The sequence below is a fragment of the Streptomyces sp. NPDC006450 genome, from assembly GCF_040612195.1.
Classification (GTDB): domain Bacteria; phylum Actinomycetota; class Actinomycetes; order Streptomycetales; family Streptomycetaceae; genus Streptomyces.
In genome coordinates, this window is the sequence record NZ_JBEXPT010000003.1 from 49,671 (window position 1) to 73,166 (window position 23,496).

The following is a 23,496-nucleotide window of genomic DNA, read 5'->3' on the forward strand; positions in this document are numbered from 1 at the left end:
GCGATGGTGCTCACGAGTACAGGTTGTCCTTGCTCAGCTCGTGCACGTGGTCGTGGTCGTGCGCATGGCCGTGCCCGTGGCCGTGGCCGTCTCCACCGGAATGGCCGTGCGAATGGCCGGGAACATGCGGGTCGGTGACCGGAAGCGAGGAGTCCGCCGACAGGTCCCAGTCCGAGGCGGCCCTGTTCCGCTTGACCATCTCCGCGCCCAGCGCCGCCACCATCGCACCGTTGTCCGTGCACAGCCCCGGGCGCGGCACGCGCAGGATGATCCCCGCGTCGTCGCACCGCTCCTGGGCCAGCGAGCGCAGCCGGGAGTTGGCCGCGACGCCGCCGCCGATCATCAGGTGGTCGACGCCCTCGTCCTTGCAGGCGCGGATCGCCTTGCGCGTCAGGACGTCCACCACGGCTTCCTGGAAGGAGGCCGCCACGTCGCGCACCGGAACGTCCTCGCCCGCCTTGCGCTTCGCCTCGATCCAGCGGGCGACCGAGGTCTTGAGCCCGGAGAAGGAGAAGTCGTACGGGGCGTCGCGCGGGCCCGTCAGCCCGCGCGGGAAGGCGATCGCCTTCGGGTCCCCCTCGCGTGCGAGCCGGTCGATGACCGGTCCGCCGGGGAAGCCCAGCTGCAGGACGCGCGCGATCTTGTCGAAGGCCTCGCCCGCCGCGTCGTCGATGGTCGCGCCGAGCGGCCGCACGTCGGAGGTGATGTCGGGAGCCAGCAGCAGCGAGGAGTGCCCGCCGGAGACCAGCAGCGCCATCGTCGGCTCGGGCAGCGGCCCGTGCTCCAGCTGGTCGACGCAGATGTGCGAGGCCAGGTGGTTCACCCCGTACAGCGGCTTGCCGAGCGCGTACGCGTAGGCCTTCGCGGCGGAGACGCCCACCAGCAGGGCCCCCGCGAGGCCGGGGCCGGCGGTGACGGCGATGCCGTCGAGGTCGCGGGCGCTGACCCCGGCCTCCTTCAGGGCGCGCTCGATGGTGGGGACCATCGCCTCCAGGTGCGCGCGGGAGGCCACCTCGGGCACGACCCCGCCGAAGCGGGCGTGCTCGTCGACGCTCGACGCGATGGCGTCCGCGAGCAGCGTGGTGCCGCGGACGACGCCGACGCCGGTCTCGTCGCAGGAGGTCTCGATGCCGAGGACGAGCGGTTCGTCAGCCATGGGTCGTCTCACCTTGCAGGGATGCGGGGTCGGAGTGGGCGGGGTCGGGGTCCACGGGGTCGGGATGTGCGGGGTCGGAAATGCGGCGCATCACGAGGGCGTCCACATTGCCGGGCTGGTAGTAGCCGCGCCGGAAGCCGATCGGCTCGAAACCGAAGCGTGCGTAGAGCTTCTGGGCGCGGACGTTGTCGACCCGCACCTCCAGCAGCACCTCGGCGCACTCGAAGGCGGTGGCGGCGCGCAGCAGCTCGGTCAGCAGCCGGGCGCCGAGCCCGGTGCCCCACTGGTCGCGGGCCGCGGCGATGGTCTGTACGTCGGCCAGGTCCCCGGCGGCGGCCAGCCCGGCGTAACCGACGAGCCGGCCGGCCTCCTCCGCCACGACGTAGCGGCGCGTGGCGCCGGGTCCGCGGGCATGGGCCAGCTCGGACCAGAACATCCCGGCGGACCAGGCGTCCTCGGGGAACAGCTCGTGCTCCAGCTCCAGCACGGGCCCGATGTCCCACCAGCGCATCTCGCGCAGGACGACGGCTGAGGTGGCTGTCACTGCGGGGTGACCACCTTGTAGTTCTTCGGCACCTCGGCGTCGGGCCGGCGCAGGTAGAGCGGGGTCGCGGGCAGGAACGCCTCCCCCGCCGCCAGCCGCTCCGCGGCCAGGGCGGCCAGCGCCCCGGCACTCTGGTGCTCGGGGTCCCGCGCGTCGGTGAAGACCTCCGGGTAGAGCCGCGCGCCCTGCCCGACGGCGGGCAGTCCGGCGACGCGCTCGGCGATCTCCGCCGGCCGGTCCACCGCGGGCTCGCCGGCCCGGGTGCGGGGGTCCTCGTAGCGCGCCCAGTAGACCTCCTTGCGCCGGGCGTCGGTGGCCACGACGAAGGGGCCCTCGATCCCGGCCGCTCCGGCCGCGTAGGCCAGACCGTCGAGGGTGCACAGCCCGTGGACGGGCACGCCGAGGACGGCGGCGAAGGTGGACGCGGTCACGAGGCCGACGCGCAGTCCGGTGTACGGGCCGGGGCCGGTGCCGACGACGATGCCCGTGACGGCTTCGAGCGTGACCCCCGCCTCGGCGAGGACCTTGTCGACGGAGGGCAGCAGGAGCTCCCCGTGGCGGCGGGCGTCGACCTGGTTCGACTCGGCGAGGACGGACTCGCCGTCGTGCAGGGCGACGGTGACGGCGGGCGTGGCGGTATCTACAGCGAGCAAGAGCACGCGAACAGCCTACGACTCCGGGGCCCCCGGCCCTTGCGTCCGGTCTGCGGGCACCCCTGCTGCTACCTTCGGACCAGGTGTCAGGTGTGATCGTCCGGTGTGATCGTCCGCCTGACCCCGACTGACCTGACTGACCATGCGGAGAGGTGGAGCAAGGTGGCACGCAGCAGCTCGGGAATCGTGGCCGGGCTCACCGTCGCGGCGCTCGCCGTCGTCGGTTTCCTCGGCTACCAGGCCTCCGCCTCCGCTCCCGAACTCCCGCCGAAGGCCGCCGCGCAGAGCCCGGCGCCCGCTCCGAGCAACGCCGGGGCCGCCAAGACGGACCCGGCGAAGCCGGCGGCCCTCCCGGCCAGGTCCGGCACCGGGGTGCGCGTCGTGTACTCGCTCAGTGCCAAGCGCGTGTGGCTGGTGGGGGCCACCGGGGAGCCGAAGTCCTTCGCGGTGGTGCCGAGCACGGTGCACCCGGCGCCCGGCAGTTACACGGTGGGCGGCCGTACGGGCGCGGTGACCGGCTCGGACGGGGTGCCGATCGAGCACGTCGTGCGGTTCGCGAGCCCGCAGGGGGTCACGGTCGGTTTCAGCGCCCGCGTGGACAACACGCTGCCGGCGCCCGACCCGGCCAAGAAGACCGGCGGTGTCCGCATGCTGCGCGCGGACGGGGACGCGATGTGGGCCTTCGCGACGATCGGCTCGAAGGTCGTCGTCGTTCCCTGAGCCGGTCCCGAGCCTAGCCCTCCGCCGGTCCGCCGAGCCGGTCCCCGGAGTCGTTCCCGGCCCGGCCGCGACACGCCGAATTCACTCGTACGGGGACTCCGCCGTCAGGTCGGTCCCCCGCGTTCAGGCCGCTTCGGACTCCGGGGCGGCCTGTTCACCGCCCTCCGCCCCGTCCCGCACGGGATCGGGCTCCGGGGCGTGCTCGCGCGCGGGCGGTGTCGACACGGCGCTGGCGGCCGCGCCCGCGGCGAGCAGCACTCCCATGGACACGGCGGACGGGCGGGGGACGCCCGCTGCTCCTGTTGCCGACATGGCTGCCTCCTGGCCGGGGCCAGCCCGCACTTAGGTACGCCTAACCAGCCCTCCGTACCATGTGACCACGCGCCCCGCCGCCCGCGCAACATCTTCCCGACGACTTGTCGGAACGTTTCTCACCGGGCCCCCGCCGCGCAGGCGGCGCGGCTACTCCGACAGGACGCCCGCGAGGCTCTCCAGACCCGCCCCGGCGGCCCAGCGGACGCCGACCCCGCGGACGACGACCTCGCGCACGTCGTCCAGGACCTCCTCGTGGCCGACCGCCCGGCGGATCACCACGTGCAGCCGGTCGTCGGACAGCTCCTCGACCTTGCCGTCGCCCCACTCCACGACGACGACCGACTCGGGCAGCGAGACGTCGAGGTCCAGGTCCTCCATCTCGTCCAGCCCGCCGCCCAGCCGGTACGCGTCCACGTGCACCAGTGCCGGACCGCCGGTCAGCGAGGGGTGGACCCGGGCGATCACGAAGGTCGGCGAGGTCACGGCCCCGCGCACGCCCAGGCCCTCGCCGAGCCCGCGGGTCAGGGTGGTCTTCCCGGCGCCGAGCTCCCCGGTCAGGAGGACGAGGTCGCCGGGGCGCAGCAGCCCGGCGATCCGGCGCCCGAGGTCCTGCATGGCGTCGGGCGAGCCGACGGTCACGTGCGTTTCCGTGTCAGGTACTTCTTCCATGCCCGCCAACGTTAGCCGGTACGGACACCGTCCCCGTCCGCGCGAGGAGCTCGGTGAGCAGCCGGGTCACGGTGTCCGGGTGCTCCAGCATCATCAGGTGTCCGGCGGACTCCAGGACGACCAGTTCCGCGGAGGGCAGGGCGTCCTTGATGGCCTGGCTGTGCTCCGGCGGGGTGACCATGTCGCGGTCCCCTGCGATGACGGTGACGGGGATGTCCGCGAGCCGCTGGAGGGCCGCCGTCTTGTCGTGCGCCTGGAAGGCCGGGTAGAACTCGGCGACCACGTCGATGGGCGTGGCCTCGATGAGCCGCTCGGCGAAGCGTGCGACGGCCGGATCGACGTCGCGCGAGGCGAAGGAGTACATCTTGACCATGCCGGCGAACAGGTCGGCGGTGGCCCGGCGGCCCTTCTCCACCAGCTCCACCTGGGAGCCGAGCGCCTTGAGCACCCCGGGCAGCAGGCGCCGTACCGTGCTGAAGCCCAGGGAGGGCAGCCCGTACGTGACCTCGTCCAGCCGGCCGCTGGAGGTGCCGACCAGGGCCACACCGGCCACCCGGTCCCGGACGAGGTCGGGGAACTCGTGGGCGAGTCCCATGATGGTCATCCCGCCCATCGAGTGACCGACCAGGATCAGCGGGCCCTCGGGAGCGGCGGCGTCGATGACGGCCTTCAGGTCGCGGCCGAGCTGTTCGAAGGTGACCGGCTCTCCCCCGGCCTGGGCCAGCCCGCGCGCGCTGCGGCCGTGGCTGCGCTGGTCCCAGTACACGGCGCGGACCAGGCCGCGCAGGGCCGCGCGCTGGAAGTGCCAGGAGTCCTGGCCGAGGCAGTAGCCGTGGCAGAACACCACGGTCGGCCGGAGCGGGGCCTTGCGGCGCAGTCGGCGCCGCTTGCCCTCCTCGGGCAGCTCGTCGACCTCGTAGTAGAGCGCGGTGCCGTCCTCGGCCCGCGCGGTGCCGGGGGCGCCGCGCAGGGATCCGTAGTCCCCGGTCGCGTCGAGCGCGAGGCGCGCCTTCATGCGCATGCCCCGGCCGACGGTGATCCGTTCGACCGCGACCCCGGCCGCCGCCCCGGCGGCTATCACGCCGATCGCGGCGCCCGCCCAGCCCGCCTTGCGCCAGTTCTCGCTCACGTCGACCGCCCTCACTCAGCCGCCCCGGTACACGCGGGGGACCCGGCCCCCGATACGGGTGACGATCTCATAGGCGATCGTGTGCGCCGCTTGAGCCCAGTCCTCCGCGGTGGGTTCCCCGCGCTCCGCGTCCCCGAAGATGACGGCCTCGTCCCCGACGCGGGCGTGCCCGCCGTCGAGGTCGACCACGAACTGGTCCATGGCGACGCGCCCGGCGACGGTGCGGATGCGGCCGCCGACGAGCACCGGTCCGAGCCCGGACGCCTGCCGCGGGACGCCGTCGGCGTAGCCCGCCGGGATCAGCGCGAGGGTGGTCTCCCGCTCGGTGACGTAGTGGTGGCCGTAGCTGACCCCGTGCCCGGCCGGCACGGTCTTGACCAGTGCGACGGTGGCCTTGAGCGTCATCGCGGGCCGCAGGCCGAGCTGGGCGGGGGTGCCGAGCTCGGGCGAGGGCGAGACTCCGTAGACGGCCAGCCCGGGGCGCACCAGGTCGAAGTGGGATTCGGGGAGGGTGAGCGTGGCCGGCGAGTTGGCCATGTGCCGGACCTCGGGCTCGACGCCCTCCTTCTCCGCGTACGCGAGCATGTCGCGGAAGGCGGTCAGCTGGAGCTGGATGGAGGGGTGTCCGGGCTCGTCGGCGCAGGCGAAGTGCGACCAGACGCCGGTGACGCGGACGGTCCCCTCGGACTGCGCGGCGACGGCCGCGGTCACCAGGGGCTCCCAGTCGGCGGGCTGGCAGCCGTTGCGGCCCAGGCCGGTGTCGGCCTTGAGCTGGATCCTGGCCGTCAGTCCGGCGGCGCGTGCGGCCTCCCGTACCTCGTCCAGGGCCCACATCGCGCTGACGGACACGTCGATGCCGGCCTCGATGGCCTCCCGCCATGGCCCGCCGGGGGTCCACAGCCAGCACAGGACGGGCCCTTCGAGCCCGGCGGCGCGCAGTGCGAGGGCCTCCTCGGGCGTGGCGGTCCCGAGCCAGCTCGCACCGGCCTCCTGCGCGGCCCTGGCGCAGGCCACGGCCCCGTGCCCGTAGGCGTCAGCCTTCACGACGGCCATCAGGGCGGAGCGGGGCGCCCGCTCGCGCAGGGCCCGTACGTTCGCCCGGACGGCGTCAAGATCGATCTCGGCGTACACGCGCGCGGCTGTCTCGTTCATCCCCCACAGTCTCTCAGAGCCCCGCCCGCCGGGCCGAACGGGCAGGGCCGCCTCGGGCCCGGGCGTCCGGCGGCCCTGTCGGAGCCGGGCTACGGGCGCCCCACCTCTCGCCACGCCGACGGCAGGGCTTCGGCCACCTGGTGGGCCAGGAGGGGGCCGCCGGTGAGGCGGGCCGCCAGGCCGTGGAGGTACGCCGCCACCGACCCGGCGTCCACGGCCGGCAGGCCCGCCGCCAGCAGGGACCCGGCAAGCCCGGACAGCACGTCCCCGCTCCCGGCGGTGGCCAGCCACGGGGTCCCGGTCGGGTTCACCCGTACGGGGCCGGGCCCGGCCGGGGCGATCAGGGTCGTCGACCCCTTCAGCAGCGCCACCGCCCCGTACCGCTCCGCGAGCTCCCGTACGGCCGCCAGCCGCCCCGCCTCGACCGTCTCGCGCGCGGCCCCCAGCAGCGCGGCCGCCTCCCCCGCGTGCGGGGTCAGCAGGGTCGGGGCCGCCCGTGCCCGCAGCTCCGCGGGGTCCAGCCCGCGCAGCCCGTCCGCGTCCACCAGCACCGGCACCGGCTGCGAGAGTGCCTCCCGCACCTCCGGGCCGCCCTCGTCGCCCAGCCCGGGCCCGACCACCCACGCCTGGACCCGGCCGGTCCCGATCAGCGTCTCCGGGTAGCGGGCCAGTACGGCGTCCGCCACCGCCGGGGGGCCCACGTAGCGCACCGCGCCCGCGCCGCCCCGCAGCGCCCCCGCCACCGCGAGCACCGCGGCGCCCGGGTAGCGCGCGGACCCGGCGACGATCCCGAGCACGCCGCGCCGGTACTTGTCGCTGGCCGCCGTCGGCTCCGGCAGCAGGCCCGCCACGTCGGCGTGCTGCAACGCCTCCGCGCCGGGGGCGGGCAGCACCTCGCCCAGCCCGATGTCCACCAGGTGCAGCGCACCCGCCCGGGAGGCGCCCGGGTCGATCAGCAGCCCCTGCTTGTACGCCCCGAAGGTCACCGTCACGTCAGCCGTCACGGCCGCTCCGGCCACCTCCCCGGTGTCCGCGTCCACCCCGCTCGGCAGGTCCACCGCGACGACCACCGCGCCCGCCGGGATCCGCTCCACCAGCGCGGCCGCGGCCGGCCGCAGTGCGCCCCGGCCACCGATGCCGACCAGCCCGTCGAGCACCAGGTCGGCCCGGTCCGGCAGTTCCCCGGCGAGGTGCCCCCCGGCGGCCCGCAGCGCGGCCAGTCCGCCCGCGTGCACCCGGGCCGGATCCATCGCGACCGCCGTCACCCCGGCTCCGCGCCGGGCCAGCCGCGCGCCCGCGTAGAGGGTGTCGCCGCCGTTGTCGCCCGGGCCGACCAGCAGCAGCACGCGGGCCCCGTACACGCGGGGCAGCAACCGCGCGCAGACGGCGGCCAGTCCGGCCGCCGCCCGCTGCATCAGGGTGCCTTCGGGCAGCCGGGCCATCAGCTCGCGCTCGGCGGCCCGTACGGTCTCCACGCTGTAAGCAGTACGCATGCCGACAGCCTGCCCCAAGGAGGCCCTACCCCTCGGCGATCACCACGGCGGAGGCGATGCCCGCGTCGTGGCTGAGGGAGATGTGCCAGGACTTCACGCCCAGTTCCCGCGCCCGCGCCCGCACCGTTCCCGACACCCGCAGCCGCGGCTGTCCGGTGTCCTCGACGTACACCTCGGCGTCGGTCCACAGCAGCCCGCCGGGCGCGCCGAGCGCCTTGGCCAGCGCCTCCTTGGCGGCGAACCGGGCGGCGAGCGAGGCGGTCCCGCGCCGCTCACCGCCCGGCAGGGTGAGCTCCGAGTCGAGGAACAACCGCCCGGCCAGGCCCGGCGTGCGCTCCAGCGCCGCGCCGAACCGCTCGATCTCCGCCACATCGATCCCGACGCCGATAATCACAGACAACAGCTCCAGCTACGCCAGCTACTCCACCGTCACGACTGTGGTCCATTGTCGGTGACCCGTTCCGTCCGCCGCGCTCACTCCACCGTCACCGACTTGGCGAGGTTGCGCGGCTGGTCCACCTCGTTGCCCCGCGCCGTCGCCAGCTCGCACGCGAACACCTGCAGCGGCACGGTGGCCACCAGCGGCTGGAGCAGGGTCGGGGTGGCCGGGACGCGGATGAGGTGGTCGGCGTACGGGACCACCGCCTCGTCCCCCTCCTCGGCGATCACGATGGTCCGCGCCCCGCGCGCCCGGATCTCCTGGATGTTGGACACGATCTTGTCGTGCAGCACCGAGCGCCCGCGCGGCGACGGTACGACGACCACGACCGGCAGGTCCTTCTCGATGAGCGCGATCGGCCCGTGCTTGAGCTCGCCCGCCGCGAAGCCCTCGGCGTGCATGTACGCCAGCTCCTTGAGCTTGAGCGCACCCTCCAGCGCCACCGGGTAGCCGACGTGCCGCCCCAGGAACAGCACGGTGTTCTTGTCGGCGAGCGACCGCGCCAGCTCGCGTACCGGCTCCATGGTCTCCAGTACGGTTTCCACCGCCGCGGCGATGTCCGTCAGCTCCCGGATCACGGACCGGATCTCGTCGCCCCACTTCGTGCCCCGGACCTGCCCGAGGTAGAGGGCGACCAGGTAGCAGGCCACGAGCTGCGTCAGGAACGCCTTGGTCGAGGCGACGGCAACCTCGGGTCCGGCGTGCGTGTACAGCACCGCGTCCGACTCGCGCGGGATCGTCGAGCCGTTCGTGTTGCAGACGGCCAGCACCTTGGCACCCTGTTCGCGCGCGTGGCGCAGCGCCATCAGGGTGTCCATCGTCTCGCCGGACTGCGAGATCGCGATCACCAGCGTCCGCTGGTCCAGGATCGGGTCGCGGTAGCGGAACTCGCTGGCCAGCTCCGTCTCGCACGGGATGCGGGTCCAGTGTTCGATGGCCAGCTTCGCGATCATGCCGGCGTGGTACGCCGTACCGCACGCCACGATCACGACCTTGTCGACCTCGCGCAGCACCGAATCGGGGATGCGGACCTCGTCGAGGGTCAGCAGGCCGTTCGCGTCGATCCGGCCCAGGAGGGTGTCGGCGACGGCCTTCGGCTGCTCGGCGATCTCCTTGAGCATGAAGTAGTCGTAGCCCCCCTTCTCGGCGGCCGAGGCGTCCCAGTCCACGTGGTACGCCCGCACGCTCGCGGCCGTGCCGTCGAAGTTGGTCACCGTGACTCCGTCGCGGCGCAGCTCGACGACCTGGTCCTGCCCCAGCTCGATCGCGGCCCGGGTGTGCGCGATGAAGGCGGCCACGTCCGAGGCGAGGAAGTTCTCGCCCTCTCCGACGCCCACCACGAGCGGCGAGTTCCGGCGCGCGCCGACCACCACGTCCGGCGCGTCGGCGTGCACGGCGACCAGGGTGAAGGCCCCGTCGAGGCGCCGGCACACCTGCCGCATCGCCTCCGCCAGGTCCCCACCCGCGTCCGCGAACCGCTCGGCCAGCAGGTGCGCCACGACCTCGGTGTCCGTCTCGGACTCCAGCCGGTGCCCGCGCTCGGCGAGTTCGGCCCGCAGCGCGGCGAAGTTCTCGATGATCCCGTTGTGCACGACGGCCACGCGCCCCGAATTGTCGAGGTGCGGGTGGGCATTGACGTCGGTGGGCCCCCCATGGGTGGCCCACCGCGTGTGTCCGACCCCTGTGGAACCGGCCGGCAGCGGGTGCCCGACCAGCTCCTTCTCCAGATTGACCAGCTTGCCGGCCTTCTTGACGGCGGCGAGTTCCCCGTCGGCGAGCACGGCGACACCCGCCGAGTCGTAGCCGCGGTACTCCAGCCGCTTGAGTCCGGCAATGACCACATCGAGCGCCGACTGCGCTCCCACGTAACCCACGATTCCGCACATAAGCCGCAGGGTACGCCGTAGTTGGCGCCACGCCCGGTACCTGAACCGGACGAAAAACCCCGCCCCGGCGCGTGCGCCGGGGCGGGGTGGATTCCCGTGTGAACGGGTGTGCCGGACGAGCCGTCAGCCGAGCTTCTTCAGCTGCGCCGCGACGACGGCCTTCGGCTGCTCGGCGGTGCCGGCCAGGCTGATGGCGGAGAAGGTGACGAGGGAGTTGCCCTTGCGCACGACCACGAGCTCCGTGGTGGCCTTGTCCCCCGCGTCATCCAGCTCGATGGAGTAGGCGAGCGCCTCGTCCCCGGCGGTCACGGGGGCGGCGGGGGTCACCTTGCTGATCTTGCCCGGCTCGCCGCCCATCTGGACGCCGAACCCGCCGGCGCAGTCCGTGCCCGCGCTCTTGAGGGCGGCGAAGGCCTCCTCCGCACCCTTGCCGTCGTACGAGGACAGGGCGACGGCCGTGACGGTCGACCCGAGGGCCTCCAGCCCCGCCTTCGCCTTCTCCGCCTCGCTCGCGTCCGGGCTCGCGCCCTTCGGCTTGGCCACGCCCTTGATCCGCGCGGTTCCCGCGGCGGTGCCGACCGGGGCCATGGACTGCGCCTTGACCAGCGGGAGGCACGCGGGCTTGTCGCTGGCGACCTCCGCGCCGGCCTTGACCTCCTCCGCGGTGGCCGGCTTGAGGACGTGGTCCGGCAGGTCGGCCTGGGCCACGAGCAGCGGGCCGAGCTCGGCGTCCGTCTTGCCCTTGGCCGCCGCGATCACCGGGGTGGTGGCGCCCGGCTCGCTGTCGGACTTCCCGTCCGCCGTGTCGGACGAGCCGCCGCACGCGGTCACGAGCAGCGCCAGGGACACGGCCGAGGCGGACAGGACGGTGCGGCGGACGAATGCGTTGCGCATGGTGATGCTTCCCCCCACAGGAAAAGTTCGACGGAACACGGCAGCGCGGGCTGCGGTGATCAACACCGTACGGGCCTCCGCGCCCGACCGCCGCCGCTCCGTACGCTCGGCGCTCATCGTGATGCCGACGAGACCCCAAGGGCCTCCAATCGAGACCGTCGCCCGTACAACCCACCCACCCCGGGCCATAAGACACCACTCCACGTGACCGACCACACCACCCACGGCGGCCCGTCACCCGTGACAATGGCCGTGTGATCTCTTCGCCGCCACGAAGCACGCCGGACCGCGCAACGGAGCGCCCCGACGCATCGGAGCAACCGACGCAGACCCCCGAGCACGCCGCGCACCCCACGCGCCGCCGGGGCCACGAGGCCTCTCCGTACGTGGACCTCAGCCGTGCCGAGTGGAGCGCCCTGCGCGAGCGCACCCCGCTCCCGCTGACGGCCGACGAGGTCGAGCGGCTGCGCGGACTGGGCGATGTCATCGACCTCGACGAGGTCCGCGACGTCTACCTGCCGCTCTCCCGCCTGCTGAACCTGTACGTCGGCGCCACCAGCAACCTGCGCGGCACCCTCAACACCTTCCTCGGCGACGCGGGCAACGGCCACGGCGCCCAGCAGGGCACCCCCTTCGTCATAGGGGTCGCCGGCTCGGTCGCCGTGGGCAAGTCCACCGTGGCCCGTCTCCTCCAGGCCCTGCTGGCCCGCTGGCCGGAGCACCCGCGCGTGGAGCTGGTCACCACCGACGGCTTCCTGTACCCGATGAAGGAGCTGGAGCGGCGCGGTCTGACCGCCCGCAAGGGCTTCCCGGAGTCCTACGACCGCCGGGCGCTGACCCGCTTCGTCGCCGACATCAAGGCGGGCAAGGACGAGGTCACGGCCCCGGTCTACTCCCACCTGATCTACGACATCGTCCCCGACGAGCGGCTGGTCGTACGCCGGCCCGACATCCTGATCGTCGAGGGGCTCAACGTCCTGCAGCCCGCCATGCCCGGCAAGGACGGCCGCACCCGGGTCGGCCTCGCCGACTACTTCGACTTCAGCGTGTACGTGGACGCCCGCCCCGAGGACATCGAGCGCTGGTACCTCAACCGGTTCCGCAAGCTGCGCGAGACGGCGTTCCAGAACCCCTTCTCCTACTTCCGCAAGTACACGCAGGTCTCCGAGGAGGAGGCGCTGGAGTACGCGCAGACGATGTGGCGGACCATCAACAAGCCCAACCTGCTGGAGAACGTGGCCCCGACCCGCGGCCGGGCCACCCTCGTCGTCCGCAAGGGCCCGGACCACAAGGTGCAGAAGCTCAGCCTGCGCAAGCTCTGAACGCCGCCGGAAGCTAGGGTGCGGCCATGCTGCATCTACGGATGATCATTCCGGCGGACCGGACGGACGCCGTGGTCCGGATCGTCGAAGGGACGGTCGGCACCACCCATCTGGCGGTGCTGCCCGGCGCCGCCCGCATCCCCCCGGGCGACATCGTGCTGTGCGACGTCGCGCGCGAGGCGGGCGACGAGCTCCTGTACGAGCTCCGGAAGCTCGACATCGAGAAGGACGGCTCGATCGCGGTCGAGGACATCGACCTCTCCCTCTCGGACCGCGCCGACCGGGCCGAGGACGAAGCGCCGGGCGAGGCCGCCGACGCCGTCCTGTGGGAGCAGCTGAGCGAGGCGACCCACGAGGAGTCCACCCTCACCCTCACCTACGGCGCCTTCATGATCGTCGCGACGATGATCGCGGCCTGCGGTGTGGTCCTCGACAACGCCATCCTCATCGTGGGCGCCATGGCGGTCGGCCCGGAGTTCGGACCGCTCGCCGGGGTCTGCACGGCCGTGGTGCAGCGCGCTCGCAGGCCGGCCGCCCGCTCCCTGTTCGCCCTGCTGGTGGGCTTCGCCGCCGCGATCGTCGCGACCACCGTCTTCAGCCTGTTCATGGACGCGATAGGCCTGTTCCAGCCGGGAGCGCTGGACAGGCCCCGGCCCAACACCAGCTTCATCTGGCAGCCGGACCTGTTCTCGTTCGTCGTGGCGCTGCTCGCCGGCGTGGCCGGGGTGCTCTCCCTGACCTCGGCGAAGTCCGGCGCACTGGTCGGCGTCGCGATCTCGGTGACCACGATCCCGGCGGCCGCCAACGCGGCCGTGGCCCTCAGCTACGGCGAGTTGGCACAGATGTGGGGCTCGATGGAGCAGCTGCTGCTGAACCTCTTCGGCATCGTGCTGGCCGGCGTCCTGACCCTGGTCTGCCAGAAGCTCCTGTGGCGCACCCAGCGCGGCCGCTGGCGGCGGCACCCGGCCAAGGCCTGAGCCCCGGCAACGGCAGCGGCCCCGCGCTACGAGGCTTCGTAGCGCGGGGCCGCTGTCGTCACGGGAGGGCGGGCTCTAGCCGAGCGCCGACTTCACGACGTCCGCGAGGCGCCCCGCGACCGAGCGGGCCTGCTCGATGTCGGCGGCCTCCACCATGACCCGTACGAGGGGCTCCGTGCCCGACGGACGCAGCAGTACGCGCCCGGTCGTGCCGAGTTCCCGCTCCGCGTCGGCGACGGCCGCGGCCAGCTCGCCCGAGGTGGTGACCCGCGACTTGTCCACGTCGGGGACGTTGACCAGCACCTGCGGGAGCCGCGTCATGACCCCGGTCAGTTCGGCCAGCGACTTGCCGGTGGCCGCGATCCGCGCCGCCAGCATGAGGCCGGTCAGGGTGCCGTCACCGGTCGTGGCGTGGTCGAGGATGATCACGTGGCCGGACTGCTCGCCGCCCAGCGCGTACCCGTGCTCCTTCATCGACTCCAGGACGTACCGGTCGCCGACGCCCGTCTGCACGACCTGGATGCCCTCGGACTCCATGGCCAGCTTGAAGCCCAGGTTCGACATCACGGTGGCGACGACGGTGTCCTCGCGCAGGTGCCCGGACTCGCGCATCGCCAGCGCGAGCACCGCGAGGATCTGGTCCCCGTCGACCTCCTCGCCGTTCGCGTCCACGGCGAGGCAGCGGTCGGCGTCCCCGTCGTGCGCGATGCCGAGGTGGGCGCCGTGCTCGACGACGGCCTGCTTCAGCAGGCCGAGGTGGGTGGAGCCGCAGCCGTCGTTGATGTTCAGACCGTCGGGCTCGGCACCGATGGTGACGATCTCCGCGCCGGCCCGGGTGAAGGCCTCGGGCGAGACGTATGCGGCCGCGCCGTGCGCCTCGTCGAGGACGACCTTGAGGCCGTCGAGACGGTTGGGCAGGACACCCATGAGGTGGGCGACGTACTTGTCGAAGCCCTCGGTGTAGTCGGAGACGCGGCCGACACCGGAGCCCGTCGGGCGGTCCCAGGGAGCGCCCGTGCGGTGGTCCTCGTAGACCGACTCGATCCGGTCCTCCAGCTCGTCGGCGAGCTTGTGACCGCCGCGCGCGAAGAACTTGATGCCGTTGTCGGGCATGGCGTTGTGGCTGGCCGAGAGCATGACGCCGAGGTCGGCGCCCAGCGCCCCGGTGAGATACGCCACCGCCGGGGTGGGCAGCACACCGACGCGCAGGACGTCCACGCCCGCGCTCGCGAGGCCGGCGACGACCGCGGCCTCCAGGAACTCGCCCGAGGCCCGCGGGTCCCGGCCGACCACCGCGGTGGCCCGGTGACCGGCGAAGGTGCCGGCCTCGGCCAGTACGTGCGCGGCCGCCACGGAGAGGCCGAGCGCGAGCTCGGCCGTCAGATCCGCGTTGGCGACGCCTCGTACACCGTCCGTCCCGAAGAGTCGTCCCACTGTTGTCCTCCCGAGTTCACACTTCGCTATGAGCAATTGTGGCTATGAGCAGTTGTGCCAATTATTTGCCGCTTTTGGCGGTAAACGAACCGCCCCGGCAGCACACAGAGTGCTGCCGGGGCGGATTCGTGCTGAACAGCAGGCGAGATTAACGCTTGCTGTACTGCGGAGCCTTACGGGCCTTCTTGAGACCGGCCTTCTTGCGCTCGACCGCACGGTCGTCGCGGGAGAGGAAGCCGGCCTTCTTCAGCGCCGGGCGGTTGTTGTCCACGTCCGCCTCGTTCAGCGCACGGGCCACACCGAGGCGCAGGGCGCCGGCCTGGCCGGACACGCCGCCACCCGAGATGCGGGCGATGACGTCGTAGCGGTTGTCGAGCTCGAGCAGCTTGAACGGCTCGTTGACTTCCTGCTGGTGCACCTTGTTGGGGAAGTAGTCCTCAAGGGTGCGACCGTTGATCTTCCACTTGCCGGTGCCCGGAACGATCCGGACGCGGGCGATGGCGTTCTTGCGACGGCCCAGGCCGGCGGCCGGCTGGGGGTCGCCGAAGCGGCCGGCAAGGGACTCGGAGGTGTAGTCGCCCTCAACGGCTTCCACAGACTCGGTGGTGTACTCCTCGACGTTGCCCTCGAACTCTTCGACGGGGGTCGTCTCGGCGGTGGTCTCGGCCACGATGCTCCTCAGAAGTTTCTTGTCTTAGGGGGTGTGGTGGCCGGAACTACTGCGCGACCTGGGTGATCTCGAACGGCACCGGCTGCTGAGCAGCGTGGGGGTGCACATCGCCCGAGTAGACCTTCAGCTTCGAGAGCATCTGACGGCCCAGGGTGTTCTTGGGGATCATGCCCTTGATGGCCTTCTCGACGGCCTTCTCCGGGTTGTTCGCCAGGAGGTCGTCGTAGCGGACCGAACGCAGACCACCCGGGAAACCGGAGTGGCGGTACGCCATCTTCTGGGTCGCCTTGTTGCCGGACAGGTGAACCTTGTCGGCGTTGATGATGATGACGAAGTCGCCCATGTCCATGTGGGGGGCGTAAGTCGGCTTGTGCTTACCCCGCAGGAGGGTAGCGGCCTGGGTCGCCAGACGGCCGAGGACAACGTCCTGGGCGTCGATGACGTGCCACTGGCGCGAGATGTCGCCGGGCTTGGGGCTGAACGTACGCACGCGTATGCCTTCGCTTCTTCAGTGGTGGGTCATCCCCGGGGGGTGAGCCCGAGGGACGGGTCCTGACATGGGTCACCACGGACGATCACGACAGCCCTGGTTCACATCGGAGACGCAACCCGTGTGTACCGCTGGTCATCGGCCCGGTGGACCGGCGTAAGGCAAATTCACGTGAGAATGAGCAAGCCAATACGCATAACGAACCAGCAGGGTACCCCTGAAGACCTGGAAGGGTCAAAACGCGGTCCGCGATCCCGTCTCGACGGGGGACGCGGCGCACTCCGGTTCGGTCCTGGGTGGGGACCCCGTAGTTGTTACGGGTTCCAGAGTAACCCGGATCGGGCGCAGTGCCCGACGCGCCAGCAGTCCGGCGAGCGCGCACAGGGTCACCATGTCCCGGAATGCCCGCCTCTTGGCCTCGAACTCCGAGGGCCACGGAATGCCGGCCGTCTGCGGCACCAGGGCCACCCAGAACCAGGGCGAGCGCGGCATCGAGCCCGCCCGCACCGCCGATGCCAGCAGCAGCGGGAGCACCACGATCAGGTAGTGGTCGAAGGAGGGCCGCGACACCAGGAACGCGGCGAGCATCACCATGCAGGCCGTCTCCACCAGCCTCAGCTCGCCCGCGTCGCCGTCCACCGCGACCGGCCGCCGCCACCGCCGCCAGGTCGCCCACAGCCCGCACCCGGCCCCCGCGAAGGCCAGCGCCACCGCCAGCGGCTCGGGCACCCCCAGCCGGGGCAGCGCCGCGATCGGGGAGGCGTCCCAGGGCAGCGCGTAGGAGTCCTGGCCCTGCAGCAGGAACGGCAGGGTCTTGGTGAAGAACAGCGTCGGGTGCGGCATCATCAGCGCCCCCACCAGCGACAGCCCCACCGGTACGCCCACCGCCAGGGCCAGCCCCCGCCACTGCCGTGCCAGCAGGAAGAGCAGCCCGATCGGCACCAGCATCGGCTTGCACGCGATGGCGAGCCCCACCACCAGCCCGGCCGCGGCCCAGTGCTTGCGGTGCGCCAGCAGCAGCGCCACCGGCAGGGCGGCGGCCGAGATGGCCGTCCAGTTACCGATCAGCACGAGGTTGATGTACGGCTTGTAGGCCAGCGCGAACAGCCCGAAACCGCCGACCGCGAGCCGCGAGCGCACCGGTACGCCGAACAGCCGCAGCGAGGCCCACCAGCCGAGGCCGACGAGCCCGGTCATCCCGAGCGGCAGCACGCAGCGCAGCAGCGGCGTCGGCAGCAGGGCCTCGGGAATGGCCATGATCACGGCGCTGGGCAGGTAGAGGAACCGCTTGTCCTCGTACGGCGACACCCCGGCGAGCAGGGCGTCCGCGGCCTTGACCACGAAGGCGTTGTCCGAGCCCCAGTTCACCCGCAGGCTCGCCGCGACCGCCACCGACAGCAGGATCACCAGGCCCACGAACCGCCAGGACCGGGGGGCCGGGCGCAGCAGCCAGGCCACCCCCCGGTCCCAGGAGGACGGGCTGTCCCACTTCATGACCCAGACACTCGGCCGCAGCCCCACAACGAAGTCCCCTCGACCCAAGCCGGGGGCGGTCTCCCCCTAGCGCTTCCGCTCGACCCTACGTTCGTCCCAGACGGGCTCCGTAGTCTCTCGCACAACACCGTCTGAACCGAAGACCAGGTAGCGGTCAAATGTGCGGGCGAACCACCGGTCGTGCGTGACGCACAGCACAGTGCCCTCGTAGGCCTCCAGCCCGTCCTGCAGCGCTTCCGCCGACTCCAGGTCGAGGTTGTCCGTGGGCTCGTCGAGCAGCAGCGCCGTGGTCCCCGCCAGCTCCAGCAGCAGGATCTGGAACCGTGCCTGCTGGCCGCCCGAGAGCTTCTCGAAGGGCTGCTCGGCCTGGCGCTCCAGCTCGTAGCGGCGCAGGGCGCCCATCGCCGCGCCGAGCGGCTTCGCCGCCTCCGTCCACAGGATGTCGACGAGGGTGCGGCCGAACAGCTCCGGGTGGGCGTGGGTCTGCGCGAAGTGGCCGGGGACCACGCGGGCGCCGAGCTTCCACGTACCCGTGTGCTTGACCTCCTCCCCCGCCATCAGCCGCAGGAAGTGGGACTTCCCGGAGCCGTTGGAGCCGAGGACCGCGACCCGCTCGCCGTAGAAGACCTCCAGCGAGAAGGGCTTCATCAGCCCGGTCAGCTCCAGGTTCTCGACGGTGAGCGCGCGCACGCCCGTGCGCCCGCCCTTGAGCCGCATCCGGATGTCCTGCTCGCGCGGCGGCTCCGGCGGCGGGCCGGCCTCCTCGAACTTCTGGAAGCGGGTCTGCATCGCGCGGTAGCGGGACGCCATGTCCGGGCTGCTCGCGGCCTGGTTCCGCAGCCGCAGCACCAGCGCGCGCAGCCGGGCGTGCTCCTCGTCCCAGCGCCGCTTGAGCTCCTCGAAGCGCGCGAAGCGCTCCTTGCGGGCGTCGTGGAAGGTGGCGAAGCCCGAGCCGTGCACCCACACGTCCGAGCCCGTCGGGCTCGCCTCCAGGCTGATGATCTTCTCGGCCGCCTGGGTGAGCAGCTCCCGGTCGTGGCTGACGAAGAGCACCGTCTTGCGGGTGGCCTCCAGCTGCTCCTCCAGCCACCGCTTGCCCGGGACGTCCAGGTAGTTGTCCGGCTCGTCGAGCAGCAGCACCTCGTCCGGCCCGCGCAGCAGCGCCTCCAGCACGAGCCGCTTCTGCTCACCGCCCGAGAGCGTGCGCACCTCGCGGAACTGCGCCGCGTCGTACGGGATGTCCAGCGCGGCCATCGTGCAGACGTCCCACAGCGTCTCCGCCTCGTACCCCTGCACGTCGGCCCAGTCGCTGAGCGCCTGGGCGTACGCCATCTGGGCGGCCTCGTCGTCCACCGTCAGGATCAGCTGCTCGGCGCGGTCGACCGCCTTGGCGGCCTCCCGGATCCGCGGCTGGGCCACCGAGACCAGCAGGTCCCGTACGGTCGTCTCGTCGCGGACCGAGCCCACGAACTGCGACATCACGCCCAGCCCGCCGCTCACGACGACCGATCCGCCGTGCGGCTGGAGCTCGCCGGAGATCATCTTCAGCAGTGTGGTCTTGCCGGCCCCGTTCGCCCCGACCAGGGCGACGACCGACCCCTCCCCCACCCGGAAGGAGACGTCGGGGAGCAGGACCCGCCCGTCGGGAAGGTAGTACTCCAGGTGGCTGGCTTCGAGATGTCCCATGCCGCGCATTGTCCAGGTCCGGCGCCGATCCGCCCAAACTGATTAACAGCAGCCGGCGCCGGGGAGCGTCCGCAGGTTCCGCGCTTCCTTGCTGCGGGCGGCCAGCAGCTCGTCGGCCGGGTAGCCGACCTCCTCCAGGGTCAGCCCGTGCGGCTTGACCACGTGCACCGAGGAGTCCCGTACGGCCGCGGCCAGCACCTTCCCCGGCCAGTCGGTCGTCCGGTGGCCGTCGCCGACGTGCAGCAGGGCGCCGACCAGCGAGCGCACCATGTTGTGGCAGAAGGCGTCGGCGCGGACGGTCGCGGTGATGATCCCCTCCGCGTCCCGCTCCCAGCTGAGCTGCTGGAGCGTACGGATCGTCGTGGCCCCCTCGCGCTTCTTGCAGTACGCGGCGAAGTCGTGCTCCCCGACCAGGGCGGCAGCGGCCTCGTTCATGGCGTCCACGTCGAGCGGCCACTGGTACCAGAGCACGTGCCCCCGGCGCAGCGGGTCCACGCCGGCCTGGTGGTCGCCCACGCGGTAGGCGTAGCGCCGCCAGATCGCGGAGAACCGCGCGTTGAAGCCGGCGGGGGCCTCGGCGGCCTTCCACACCCGTACGTCGTGCGGCAGCCGACCGGCGAGGCGGCGCAGCAGCTTGTCCTGGTGCTCGGCCCACACCTCGTCGCGCACGTCGAACTGCGCGACCTGTCCGCGCGCGTGCACGCCCGCGTCGGTCCGGCCGGCCACGGTCAGCTCCACCGGGTCGGGCAGCCGCATCACGGTCTGCAGGGCCGACTCCAGCTCTCCCTGGACGGTCCGCAGCACGCGCTGCTTCGCCCAGCCGGAGAAGTCCTTGCCGTCGTAGCTCAGGTCCAGCCTGACCCGGACGTGTCCGGGCTCCACCTCGTCACTCACGTGACAGATCCTCTCAGACATGCGAAAACGCCAGGAAAGCACCAAGAAACACAGAACGGGCCCGCCCCGGTAAGGGGGCGGGCCCGTTCAGAGCCGATCAAGCGAGCTCGATCCCGAAACGGGATCAGGCCTCCTTGGTCTCCTCGGCGGGGGTCTCGACAGCCTCCGCCTCCTTGACCGCGCGCTTGGTGGCGGCCTCGGCCTCACCAGTGGCCTGCTGGGCGACCGTAAGGGCCTCGACCAGCTCGATCACGGCCATCGGGGCGTTGTCGCCACGACGGTTGCCGATCTTGGTGATGCGCGTGTAACCACCGGGGCGGTTCTCGTAGCGCGGGGCGATCTCGGTGAACAGCGTGTGCACGATGCTCTTGTCCGTGATCGTCTGCAGCACCAGGCGACGGTTGTGGATGTCGCCCTTCTTGGCCTTGGTCACCAGACGCTCGGCGTAGGGACGCAGGCGACGGGCCTTGGCCTCGGTGGTGGTGATGCGGCCGTGCTCGAAGAGCGCCTTCGCGAGGTTCGCGAGGAGGTGCTTCTCGTGCGCGGCGCTGCCGCCCAGACGGGCACCCTTTGCGGGACGCGGCATGGTCATACTCCTTCATATCTGCACCGGCCGTGTCAGGTACCGGTGTCAGTTCCCCCGGGGCGGATGCCGCGGGAAAGTTCTACGGGTGGTGCTTAGTACTGCTCGGTCTCGACGAAACCGGCGTCCGCGTCGTCGTCGGCGCCGAAGGCGTCGGCGGCGGCGGTCGGGTCGAATCCGGGCGGGCTGTCCTTGAGGGCCAGGCCCATGCCGGCCAGCTTCGCCTTGACCTCGTCGATCGACTTCGCACCGAAGTTGCGGATGTCGAGCAGGTCGGCCTCGGAGCGGGCGACGAGCTCACCCACGGAGTGGATGCCCTCGCGCTTGAGGCAGTTGTACGACCGAACGGTGAGCTCGAGCTCCTCGATCGGCAGCGCCAGATCGGCGGCCAGGGCCGCGTCCGTCGGCGAGGGGCCCATGTCGATGCCCTCGGCGTCGATGTTGAGCTCGCGCGCCAGACCGAACAGCTCGACCAGGGTCTTGCCGGCGGACGCCATGGCGTCGCGCGGGCGCATGGCCTGCTTGGTCTCGACGTCGACGATCAGCTTGTCGAAGTCGGTGCGCTGCTCGACTCGGGTCGCCTCGACCTTGTAGGTGACCTTGAGGACCGGGCTGTAGATGGAGTCGATCGGGATGCGACCGATCTCCTGGCCGAGCTGCTTGTTCTGGACGGCGGAGACGTAGCCGCGACCGCGCTCGACGGTCAGCTCCATCTCCAGCTTGCCCTTGCCGTTGAGCGTGGCGAGGACCAGGTCCGGGTTGTGCACCTCGACACCGGCCGGGGGCGCGATGTCGGCAGCGGTGACCAGGCCGGGACCCTGCTTGCGCAGGTACATCACGACCGGCTCGTCGTGCTCCGAGGAGACGACCAGCTGCTTGATGTTCAGGATGATGTCGGTGACGTCTTCCTTGACACCCGGCACGGTGGTGAACTCGTGCAGGACGCCGTCCACGCGGATGCTGGTGACAGCGGCACCCGGGATGGAGGACAGCAGGGTGCGGCGGAGCGAGTTGCCGAGGGTGTAGCCGAAGCCCGGCTCCAGCGGCTCGATCACGAACCGCGAGCGGTACTCGTCTACGACCTCTTCGGTCAGCGAGGGGCGCTGAGCGATAAGCATGTGGATTCCTTCATTCGTGGACGCCCACTATTTGACGCCCGACGGAGTGCAGCGTGCGCGCGAACGCGCAGCACTACGAACTACAAGGGTACGGGCGGTACGTCCCCCGCGAGGGGTTCGTACCGCCCGGACACTCAAAGACGCACAGGTGCGAAGCCTGAGCGCGCAGCGTCAGACGCGGCGGCGCTTCGGCGGACGGCAGCCGTTGTGCGGGGTGGGGGTGACGTCCTGGATCGAGCCGACCTCCAGGCCAGTGGCCTGCAGGGAGCGGATCGCGGTCTCGCGGCCGGAGCCGGGACCCTTGACGAAGACGTCGACCTTGCGCATGCCGTGCTCCTGCGCGCGACGGGCGGCCGACTCAGCGGCCATCTGCGCGGCGAAGGGGGTGGACTTGCGCGAGCCCTTGAAGCCGACGTGGCCGGCGGAGGCCCAGGAGATCACGTTGCCCGCGGGGTCCGTGATCGAAACGATGGTGTTGTTGAACGTGCTCTTGATGTGGGCGTGCCCATGAGCGACGTTCTTCTTTTCCTTGCGGCGCACCTTCTTGGCAGCGCCCTGACGACCCTTGGGGGGCATCTAAATCTCCTACGGGAGGTGGTCGGTCCTACAGCGCAAGACCGCTGAACAGGACTACTTCTTGCCCGGCTTCTTCTTACCGGCGATCGCGCGACGCGGACCCTTGCGGGTACGGGCGTTCGTGCTGGTGCGCTGACCGTGCACGGGCAGGCCACGACGGTGGCGAACACCCTGGTAGCACTGGATCTCGACCTTGCGGCGGATGTCGGCCTGGATCTCGCGGCGGAGGTCACCCTCGGTGCGGAGGTTGGCGTCCACGTACTCGCGGATCTTGACCAGGTCCTCTTCGGCCAGGTCACGAACGCGGGTGTCGGGGTTCACACCGGTGGCCGCAAGGATTTCCTTGGACCGGGTGCGACCGACACCGAAGACGTAGGTAAGTGCGATCTCCACACGCTTTTCGCGCGGGATGTCAACACCGGAAACGCGTGCCATTCAATGGCTCCTGTGTGTTCGGGGGTCTTCCGCAGAACCGAACCCCGACCGCCGACCACACCTGTTGGGTGGTGGTACGCCCGGGTCCCCGGCCCCCGCCGGAGGTGCCGCCGGTCCTGGTCAGGACTGGGCGGGTTCTGCGTATGTACGTTTTCTTACGTCGCGCGAAGAACTGCGTAGTGCAGGTCGGTCGGCGTGCGTCAGCCCTGGCGCTGCTTGTGGCGCAGGTTGTCGCAGATGACCATGACCCGACCGTGACGGCGGATCACCTTGCACTTGTCGCAGATCTTCTTGACGCTCGGCTTGACCTTCATGTTGGTGAGGTTCTCCGGGTCAGTGCCACCACCCGCACGTCAGGACAGGACGTCCGGACGGGGATGAAGACAAGATCTACTTGTATCGGTAGACGATCCGGCCACGCGTCAGGTCGTACGGAGAGAGCTCCACGACAACCCGGTCATCAGGAAGGATGCGGATGTAGTGCATGCGCATCTTGCCGCTGATGTGCGCGAGGACCTTGTGACCGTTCTGGAGTTCCACCTTGAACATCGCGTTCGGGAGGGACTCGATCACGGTGCCCTCGATTTCGATGGCACCTTGCTTCTTGGCCACGCTTCGCCTTTCGAATCGGCTACCTTGATCAGCTCCCCGCTTCGCATGAGGACATGCGGGTGCAAAGGAGCCGACGAGTCAGTCTACGTCAGGGCCCACTGAAAGACGAATCCGGAAAGTGTGCCCTACAGGATAGATCATCAATCCTGCCCATA

General features: G+C 71.5%; 26 protein-coding genes. 3 read left to right on the plus strand and 23 right to left on the minus strand.

The window, feature by feature from the left end; genetic code table 11:
* Window positions 1-10 precede the first annotated feature (10 nt).
* From tsaD to tsaB, 3 genes are read right to left on the minus strand one after another with little or no spacing between them, the layout of a single operon-like run.
* A complete protein-coding gene (tsaD, locus tag ABZY57_RS02125) occupies window positions 11-1,156 on the minus strand; it encodes a tRNA (adenosine(37)-N6)-threonylcarbamoyltransferase complex transferase subunit TsaD (RefSeq protein WP_356507242.1) in 1,146 nt (381 codons plus the stop codon).
* Window positions 1,149-1,667 (minus strand): ribosomal protein S18-alanine N-acetyltransferase, encoded by a 519-nt coding sequence (gene rimI, locus ABZY57_RS02130; RefSeq protein WP_356507411.1) that lies wholly within the window; start codon window positions 1,665-1,667, stop codon window positions 1,149-1,151. Before rimI ends, tsaD begins: the two co-directional genes overlap by 8 nt.
* 29 nt (window positions 1,668-1,696) lie before the next feature.
* Entirely contained in the window at window positions 1,697-2,359 is a 663-nt protein-coding gene (gene tsaB / locus ABZY57_RS02135) for a tRNA (adenosine(37)-N6)-threonylcarbamoyltransferase complex dimerization subunit type 1 TsaB (protein WP_356507244.1), read from the minus strand.
* A 156-nt stretch (window positions 2,360-2,515) separates the two neighbouring features.
* On the opposite strand from tsaB, the gene ABZY57_RS02140 reads away from it, so the two are divergent.
* On the plus strand, window positions 2,516-3,073 hold the full coding sequence (locus tag ABZY57_RS02140) for a hypothetical protein (protein WP_356507246.1): 558 nt from the start codon (window positions 2,516-2,518) through the stop codon (window positions 3,071-3,073).
* A 123-nt stretch (window positions 3,074-3,196) separates the two neighbouring features.
* Here the strand turns inward: ABZY57_RS02140 and ABZY57_RS02145 are convergent, their stop codons facing one another.
* The 8 genes from ABZY57_RS02145 to ABZY57_RS02180 all read right to left on the minus strand — a co-directional run bounded on the left by ABZY57_RS02145 (window position 3,197) and on the right by ABZY57_RS02180 (window position 11,050).
* The gene (locus ABZY57_RS02145) at window positions 3,197-3,385 is read right to left on the minus strand and encodes a hypothetical protein (protein ID WP_356507248.1); all 189 of its coding nucleotides are present in this window, start codon (window positions 3,383-3,385) and stop codon (window positions 3,197-3,199) included.
* A 150-nt stretch (window positions 3,386-3,535) separates the two neighbouring features.
* Window positions 3,536-4,057, minus strand: coding sequence for a tRNA (adenosine(37)-N6)-threonylcarbamoyltransferase complex ATPase subunit type 1 TsaE (tsaE, locus tag ABZY57_RS02150; protein WP_356507250.1), 522 nt, complete (start codon window positions 4,055-4,057; stop codon window positions 3,536-3,538).
* Window positions 4,041-5,186 carry an alpha/beta hydrolase gene (locus ABZY57_RS02155; RefSeq protein WP_356507252.1) on the minus strand — a complete coding sequence of 382 codons (1,146 nt, stop codon included), beginning with the start codon at window positions 5,184-5,186 and terminating at the stop codon, window positions 4,041-4,043. The genes tsaE and ABZY57_RS02155 overlap by 17 nt, the downstream gene beginning before the upstream one ends.
* Before the next feature lie 15 nt (window positions 5,187-5,201).
* Complete coding sequence (alr, locus tag ABZY57_RS02160; protein WP_356507254.1) at window positions 5,202-6,338, minus strand: alanine racemase; 1,137 nt, start codon at window positions 6,336-6,338, stop codon at window positions 5,202-5,204.
* 89 nt (window positions 6,339-6,427) lie between these two features.
* Window positions 6,428-7,831 carry an NAD(P)H-hydrate dehydratase gene (locus tag ABZY57_RS02165; protein WP_356507256.1) on the minus strand — a complete coding sequence of 468 codons (1,404 nt, stop codon included), beginning with the start codon at window positions 7,829-7,831 and terminating at the stop codon, window positions 6,428-6,430.
* Window positions 7,832-7,856: 25 nt separating this feature from the next.
* Window positions 7,857-8,225, minus strand: a complete 369-nt coding sequence (locus tag ABZY57_RS02170) for a holo-ACP synthase (protein WP_356507258.1) — start codon at window positions 8,223-8,225, stop codon at window positions 7,857-7,859.
* 80 nt (window positions 8,226-8,305) lie between these two features.
* Window positions 8,306-10,156 carry a glutamine--fructose-6-phosphate transaminase (isomerizing) gene (gene glmS / locus ABZY57_RS02175; protein ID WP_356507259.1) on the minus strand — a complete coding sequence of 617 codons (1,851 nt, stop codon included), beginning with the start codon at window positions 10,154-10,156 and terminating at the stop codon, window positions 8,306-8,308.
* 123 nt (window positions 10,157-10,279) lie between these two features.
* Window positions 10,280-11,050 carry a hypothetical protein gene (locus tag ABZY57_RS02180; RefSeq protein ID WP_356507261.1) on the minus strand — a complete coding sequence of 257 codons (771 nt, stop codon included), beginning with the start codon at window positions 11,048-11,050 and terminating at the stop codon, window positions 10,280-10,282.
* Window positions 11,051-11,436: 386 nt separating this feature from the next.
* Between ABZY57_RS02180 and coaA the strand changes: the two genes are divergently transcribed.
* On the plus strand, window positions 11,437-12,372 hold the full coding sequence (gene coaA / locus ABZY57_RS02185; protein ID WP_356507413.1) for a type I pantothenate kinase: 936 nt from the start codon (window positions 11,437-11,439) through the stop codon (window positions 12,370-12,372).
* Window positions 12,373-12,398: 26 nt separating this feature from the next.
* Window positions 12,399-13,349 carry a DUF389 domain-containing protein gene (locus ABZY57_RS02190; RefSeq protein ID WP_356507263.1) on the plus strand — a complete coding sequence of 317 codons (951 nt, stop codon included), beginning with the start codon at window positions 12,399-12,401 and terminating at the stop codon, window positions 13,347-13,349.
* A 75-nt stretch (window positions 13,350-13,424) separates the two neighbouring features.
* On the opposite strand, the gene glmM is transcribed toward ABZY57_RS02190, so the two are convergent.
* The 12 genes from glmM to infA form a co-directional block, all read right to left on the minus strand.
* A complete protein-coding gene (glmM, locus tag ABZY57_RS02195; RefSeq protein ID WP_356507265.1) occupies window positions 13,425-14,783 on the minus strand; it encodes a phosphoglucosamine mutase in 1,359 nt (452 codons plus the stop codon).
* 148 nt (window positions 14,784-14,931) lie between these two features.
* Complete coding sequence (gene rpsI, locus ABZY57_RS02200; protein ID WP_356507267.1) at window positions 14,932-15,453, minus strand: 30S ribosomal protein S9; 522 nt, start codon at window positions 15,451-15,453, stop codon at window positions 14,932-14,934.
* 46 nt (window positions 15,454-15,499) lie between these two features.
* Window positions 15,500-15,943, minus strand: a complete 444-nt coding sequence (rplM, locus tag ABZY57_RS02205) for a 50S ribosomal protein L13 (RefSeq protein WP_112447734.1) — start codon at window positions 15,941-15,943, stop codon at window positions 15,500-15,502.
* 234 nt (window positions 15,944-16,177) lie between these two features.
* Window positions 16,178-17,437 (minus strand): glycosyltransferase family 87 protein, encoded by a 1,260-nt coding sequence (locus ABZY57_RS02210; RefSeq protein ID WP_356507269.1) that lies wholly within the window; start codon window positions 17,435-17,437, stop codon window positions 16,178-16,180.
* A 66-nt stretch (window positions 17,438-17,503) separates the two neighbouring features.
* Window positions 17,504-19,132, minus strand: a complete 1,629-nt coding sequence (locus tag ABZY57_RS02215; protein ID WP_356507271.1) for an ATP-binding cassette domain-containing protein — start codon at window positions 19,130-19,132, stop codon at window positions 17,504-17,506.
* Window positions 19,133-19,165: 33 nt separating this feature from the next.
* On the minus strand, window positions 19,166-20,017 hold the full coding sequence (gene truA / locus ABZY57_RS02220; protein ID WP_243333379.1) for a tRNA pseudouridine(38-40) synthase TruA: 852 nt from the start codon (window positions 20,015-20,017) through the stop codon (window positions 19,166-19,168).
* Between the two features lie 124 nt (window positions 20,018-20,141).
* Complete coding sequence (rplQ, locus tag ABZY57_RS02225) at window positions 20,142-20,603, minus strand: 50S ribosomal protein L17 (RefSeq protein ID WP_030154710.1); 462 nt, start codon at window positions 20,601-20,603, stop codon at window positions 20,142-20,144.
* A 92-nt stretch (window positions 20,604-20,695) separates the two neighbouring features.
* Window positions 20,696-21,718: a DNA-directed RNA polymerase subunit alpha gene (locus ABZY57_RS02230; protein ID WP_008739666.1), complete on the minus strand. Its 1,023-nt coding sequence runs from the start codon at window positions 21,716-21,718 to the stop codon at window positions 20,696-20,698.
* A 171-nt stretch (window positions 21,719-21,889) separates the two neighbouring features.
* A complete protein-coding gene (gene rpsK, locus ABZY57_RS02235) occupies window positions 21,890-22,294 on the minus strand; it encodes a 30S ribosomal protein S11 (RefSeq protein ID WP_006376016.1) in 405 nt (134 codons plus the stop codon).
* A gap of 54 nt (window positions 22,295-22,348) precedes the next feature.
* Window positions 22,349-22,729, minus strand: coding sequence for a 30S ribosomal protein S13 (rpsM, locus tag ABZY57_RS02240; RefSeq protein ID WP_053682609.1), 381 nt, complete (start codon window positions 22,727-22,729; stop codon window positions 22,349-22,351).
* A 200-nt stretch (window positions 22,730-22,929) separates the two neighbouring features.
* On the minus strand, window positions 22,930-23,043 hold the full coding sequence (gene rpmJ, locus ABZY57_RS02245) for a 50S ribosomal protein L36 (protein WP_003956441.1): 114 nt from the start codon (window positions 23,041-23,043) through the stop codon (window positions 22,930-22,932).
* 76 nt (window positions 23,044-23,119) lie between these two features.
* Complete coding sequence (gene infA / locus ABZY57_RS02250) at window positions 23,120-23,341, minus strand: translation initiation factor IF-1 (protein ID WP_003956442.1); 222 nt, start codon at window positions 23,339-23,341, stop codon at window positions 23,120-23,122.
* Window positions 23,342-23,496: the final 155 nt, after the last annotated feature.

Excerpts from the sequence above, each read along its gene's own strand:
- tsaD (WP_356507242.1), bottom strand. The coding sequence starts at position 1,156 with ATGGCTGACGAACCGCTCGTCCTCGGCATCGAGACCTCCTGCGACGAG.
- rimI (WP_356507411.1), bottom strand. The coding sequence starts at position 1,667 with ATGCGCTGGTGGGACATCGGGCCCGTGCTGGAGCTGGAGCACGAGCTG.
- ABZY57_RS02145 (WP_356507248.1), bottom strand. The coding sequence starts at position 3,385 with ATGTCGGCAACAGGAGCAGCGGGCGTCCCCCGCCCGTCCGCCGTGTCC.
- tsaE (WP_356507250.1), bottom strand. The coding sequence starts at position 4,057 with ATGGAAGAAGTACCTGACACGGAAACGCACGTGACCGTCGGCTCGCCC.
- alr (WP_356507254.1), bottom strand. The coding sequence starts at position 6,338 with ATGAACGAGACAGCCGCGCGCGTGTACGCCGAGATCGATCTTGACGCC.
- ABZY57_RS02165 (WP_356507256.1), bottom strand. The coding sequence starts at position 7,831 with ATGCGTACTGCTTACAGCGTGGAGACCGTACGGGCCGCCGAGCGCGAG.
- glmS (WP_356507259.1), bottom strand. The coding sequence starts at position 10,156 with ATGTGCGGAATCGTGGGTTACGTGGGAGCGCAGTCGGCGCTCGATGTG.
- ABZY57_RS02180 (WP_356507261.1), bottom strand. The coding sequence starts at position 11,050 with ATGCGCAACGCATTCGTCCGCCGCACCGTCCTGTCCGCCTCGGCCGTG.
- ABZY57_RS02190 (WP_356507263.1), top strand. The coding sequence starts at position 12,399 with ATGCTGCATCTACGGATGATCATTCCGGCGGACCGGACGGACGCCGTG.
- ABZY57_RS02210 (WP_356507269.1), bottom strand. The coding sequence starts at position 17,437 with ATGAAGTGGGACAGCCCGTCCTCCTGGGACCGGGGGGTGGCCTGGCTG.
- ABZY57_RS02215 (WP_356507271.1), bottom strand. The coding sequence starts at position 19,132 with ATGCGCGGCATGGGACATCTCGAAGCCAGCCACCTGGAGTACTACCTT.
- rplQ (WP_030154710.1), bottom strand. The coding sequence starts at position 20,603 with ATGCCGCGTCCCGCAAAGGGTGCCCGTCTGGGCGGCAGCGCCGCGCAC.
- ABZY57_RS02230 (WP_008739666.1), bottom strand. The coding sequence starts at position 21,718 with ATGCTTATCGCTCAGCGCCCCTCGCTGACCGAAGAGGTCGTAGACGAG.
- rpsK (WP_006376016.1), bottom strand. The coding sequence starts at position 22,294 with ATGCCCCCCAAGGGTCGTCAGGGCGCTGCCAAGAAGGTGCGCCGCAAG.
- rpsM (WP_053682609.1), bottom strand. The coding sequence starts at position 22,729 with ATGGCACGCGTTTCCGGTGTTGACATCCCGCGCGAAAAGCGTGTGGAG.
- rpmJ (WP_003956441.1), bottom strand. The coding sequence starts at position 23,043 with ATGAAGGTCAAGCCGAGCGTCAAGAAGATCTGCGACAAGTGCAAGGTG.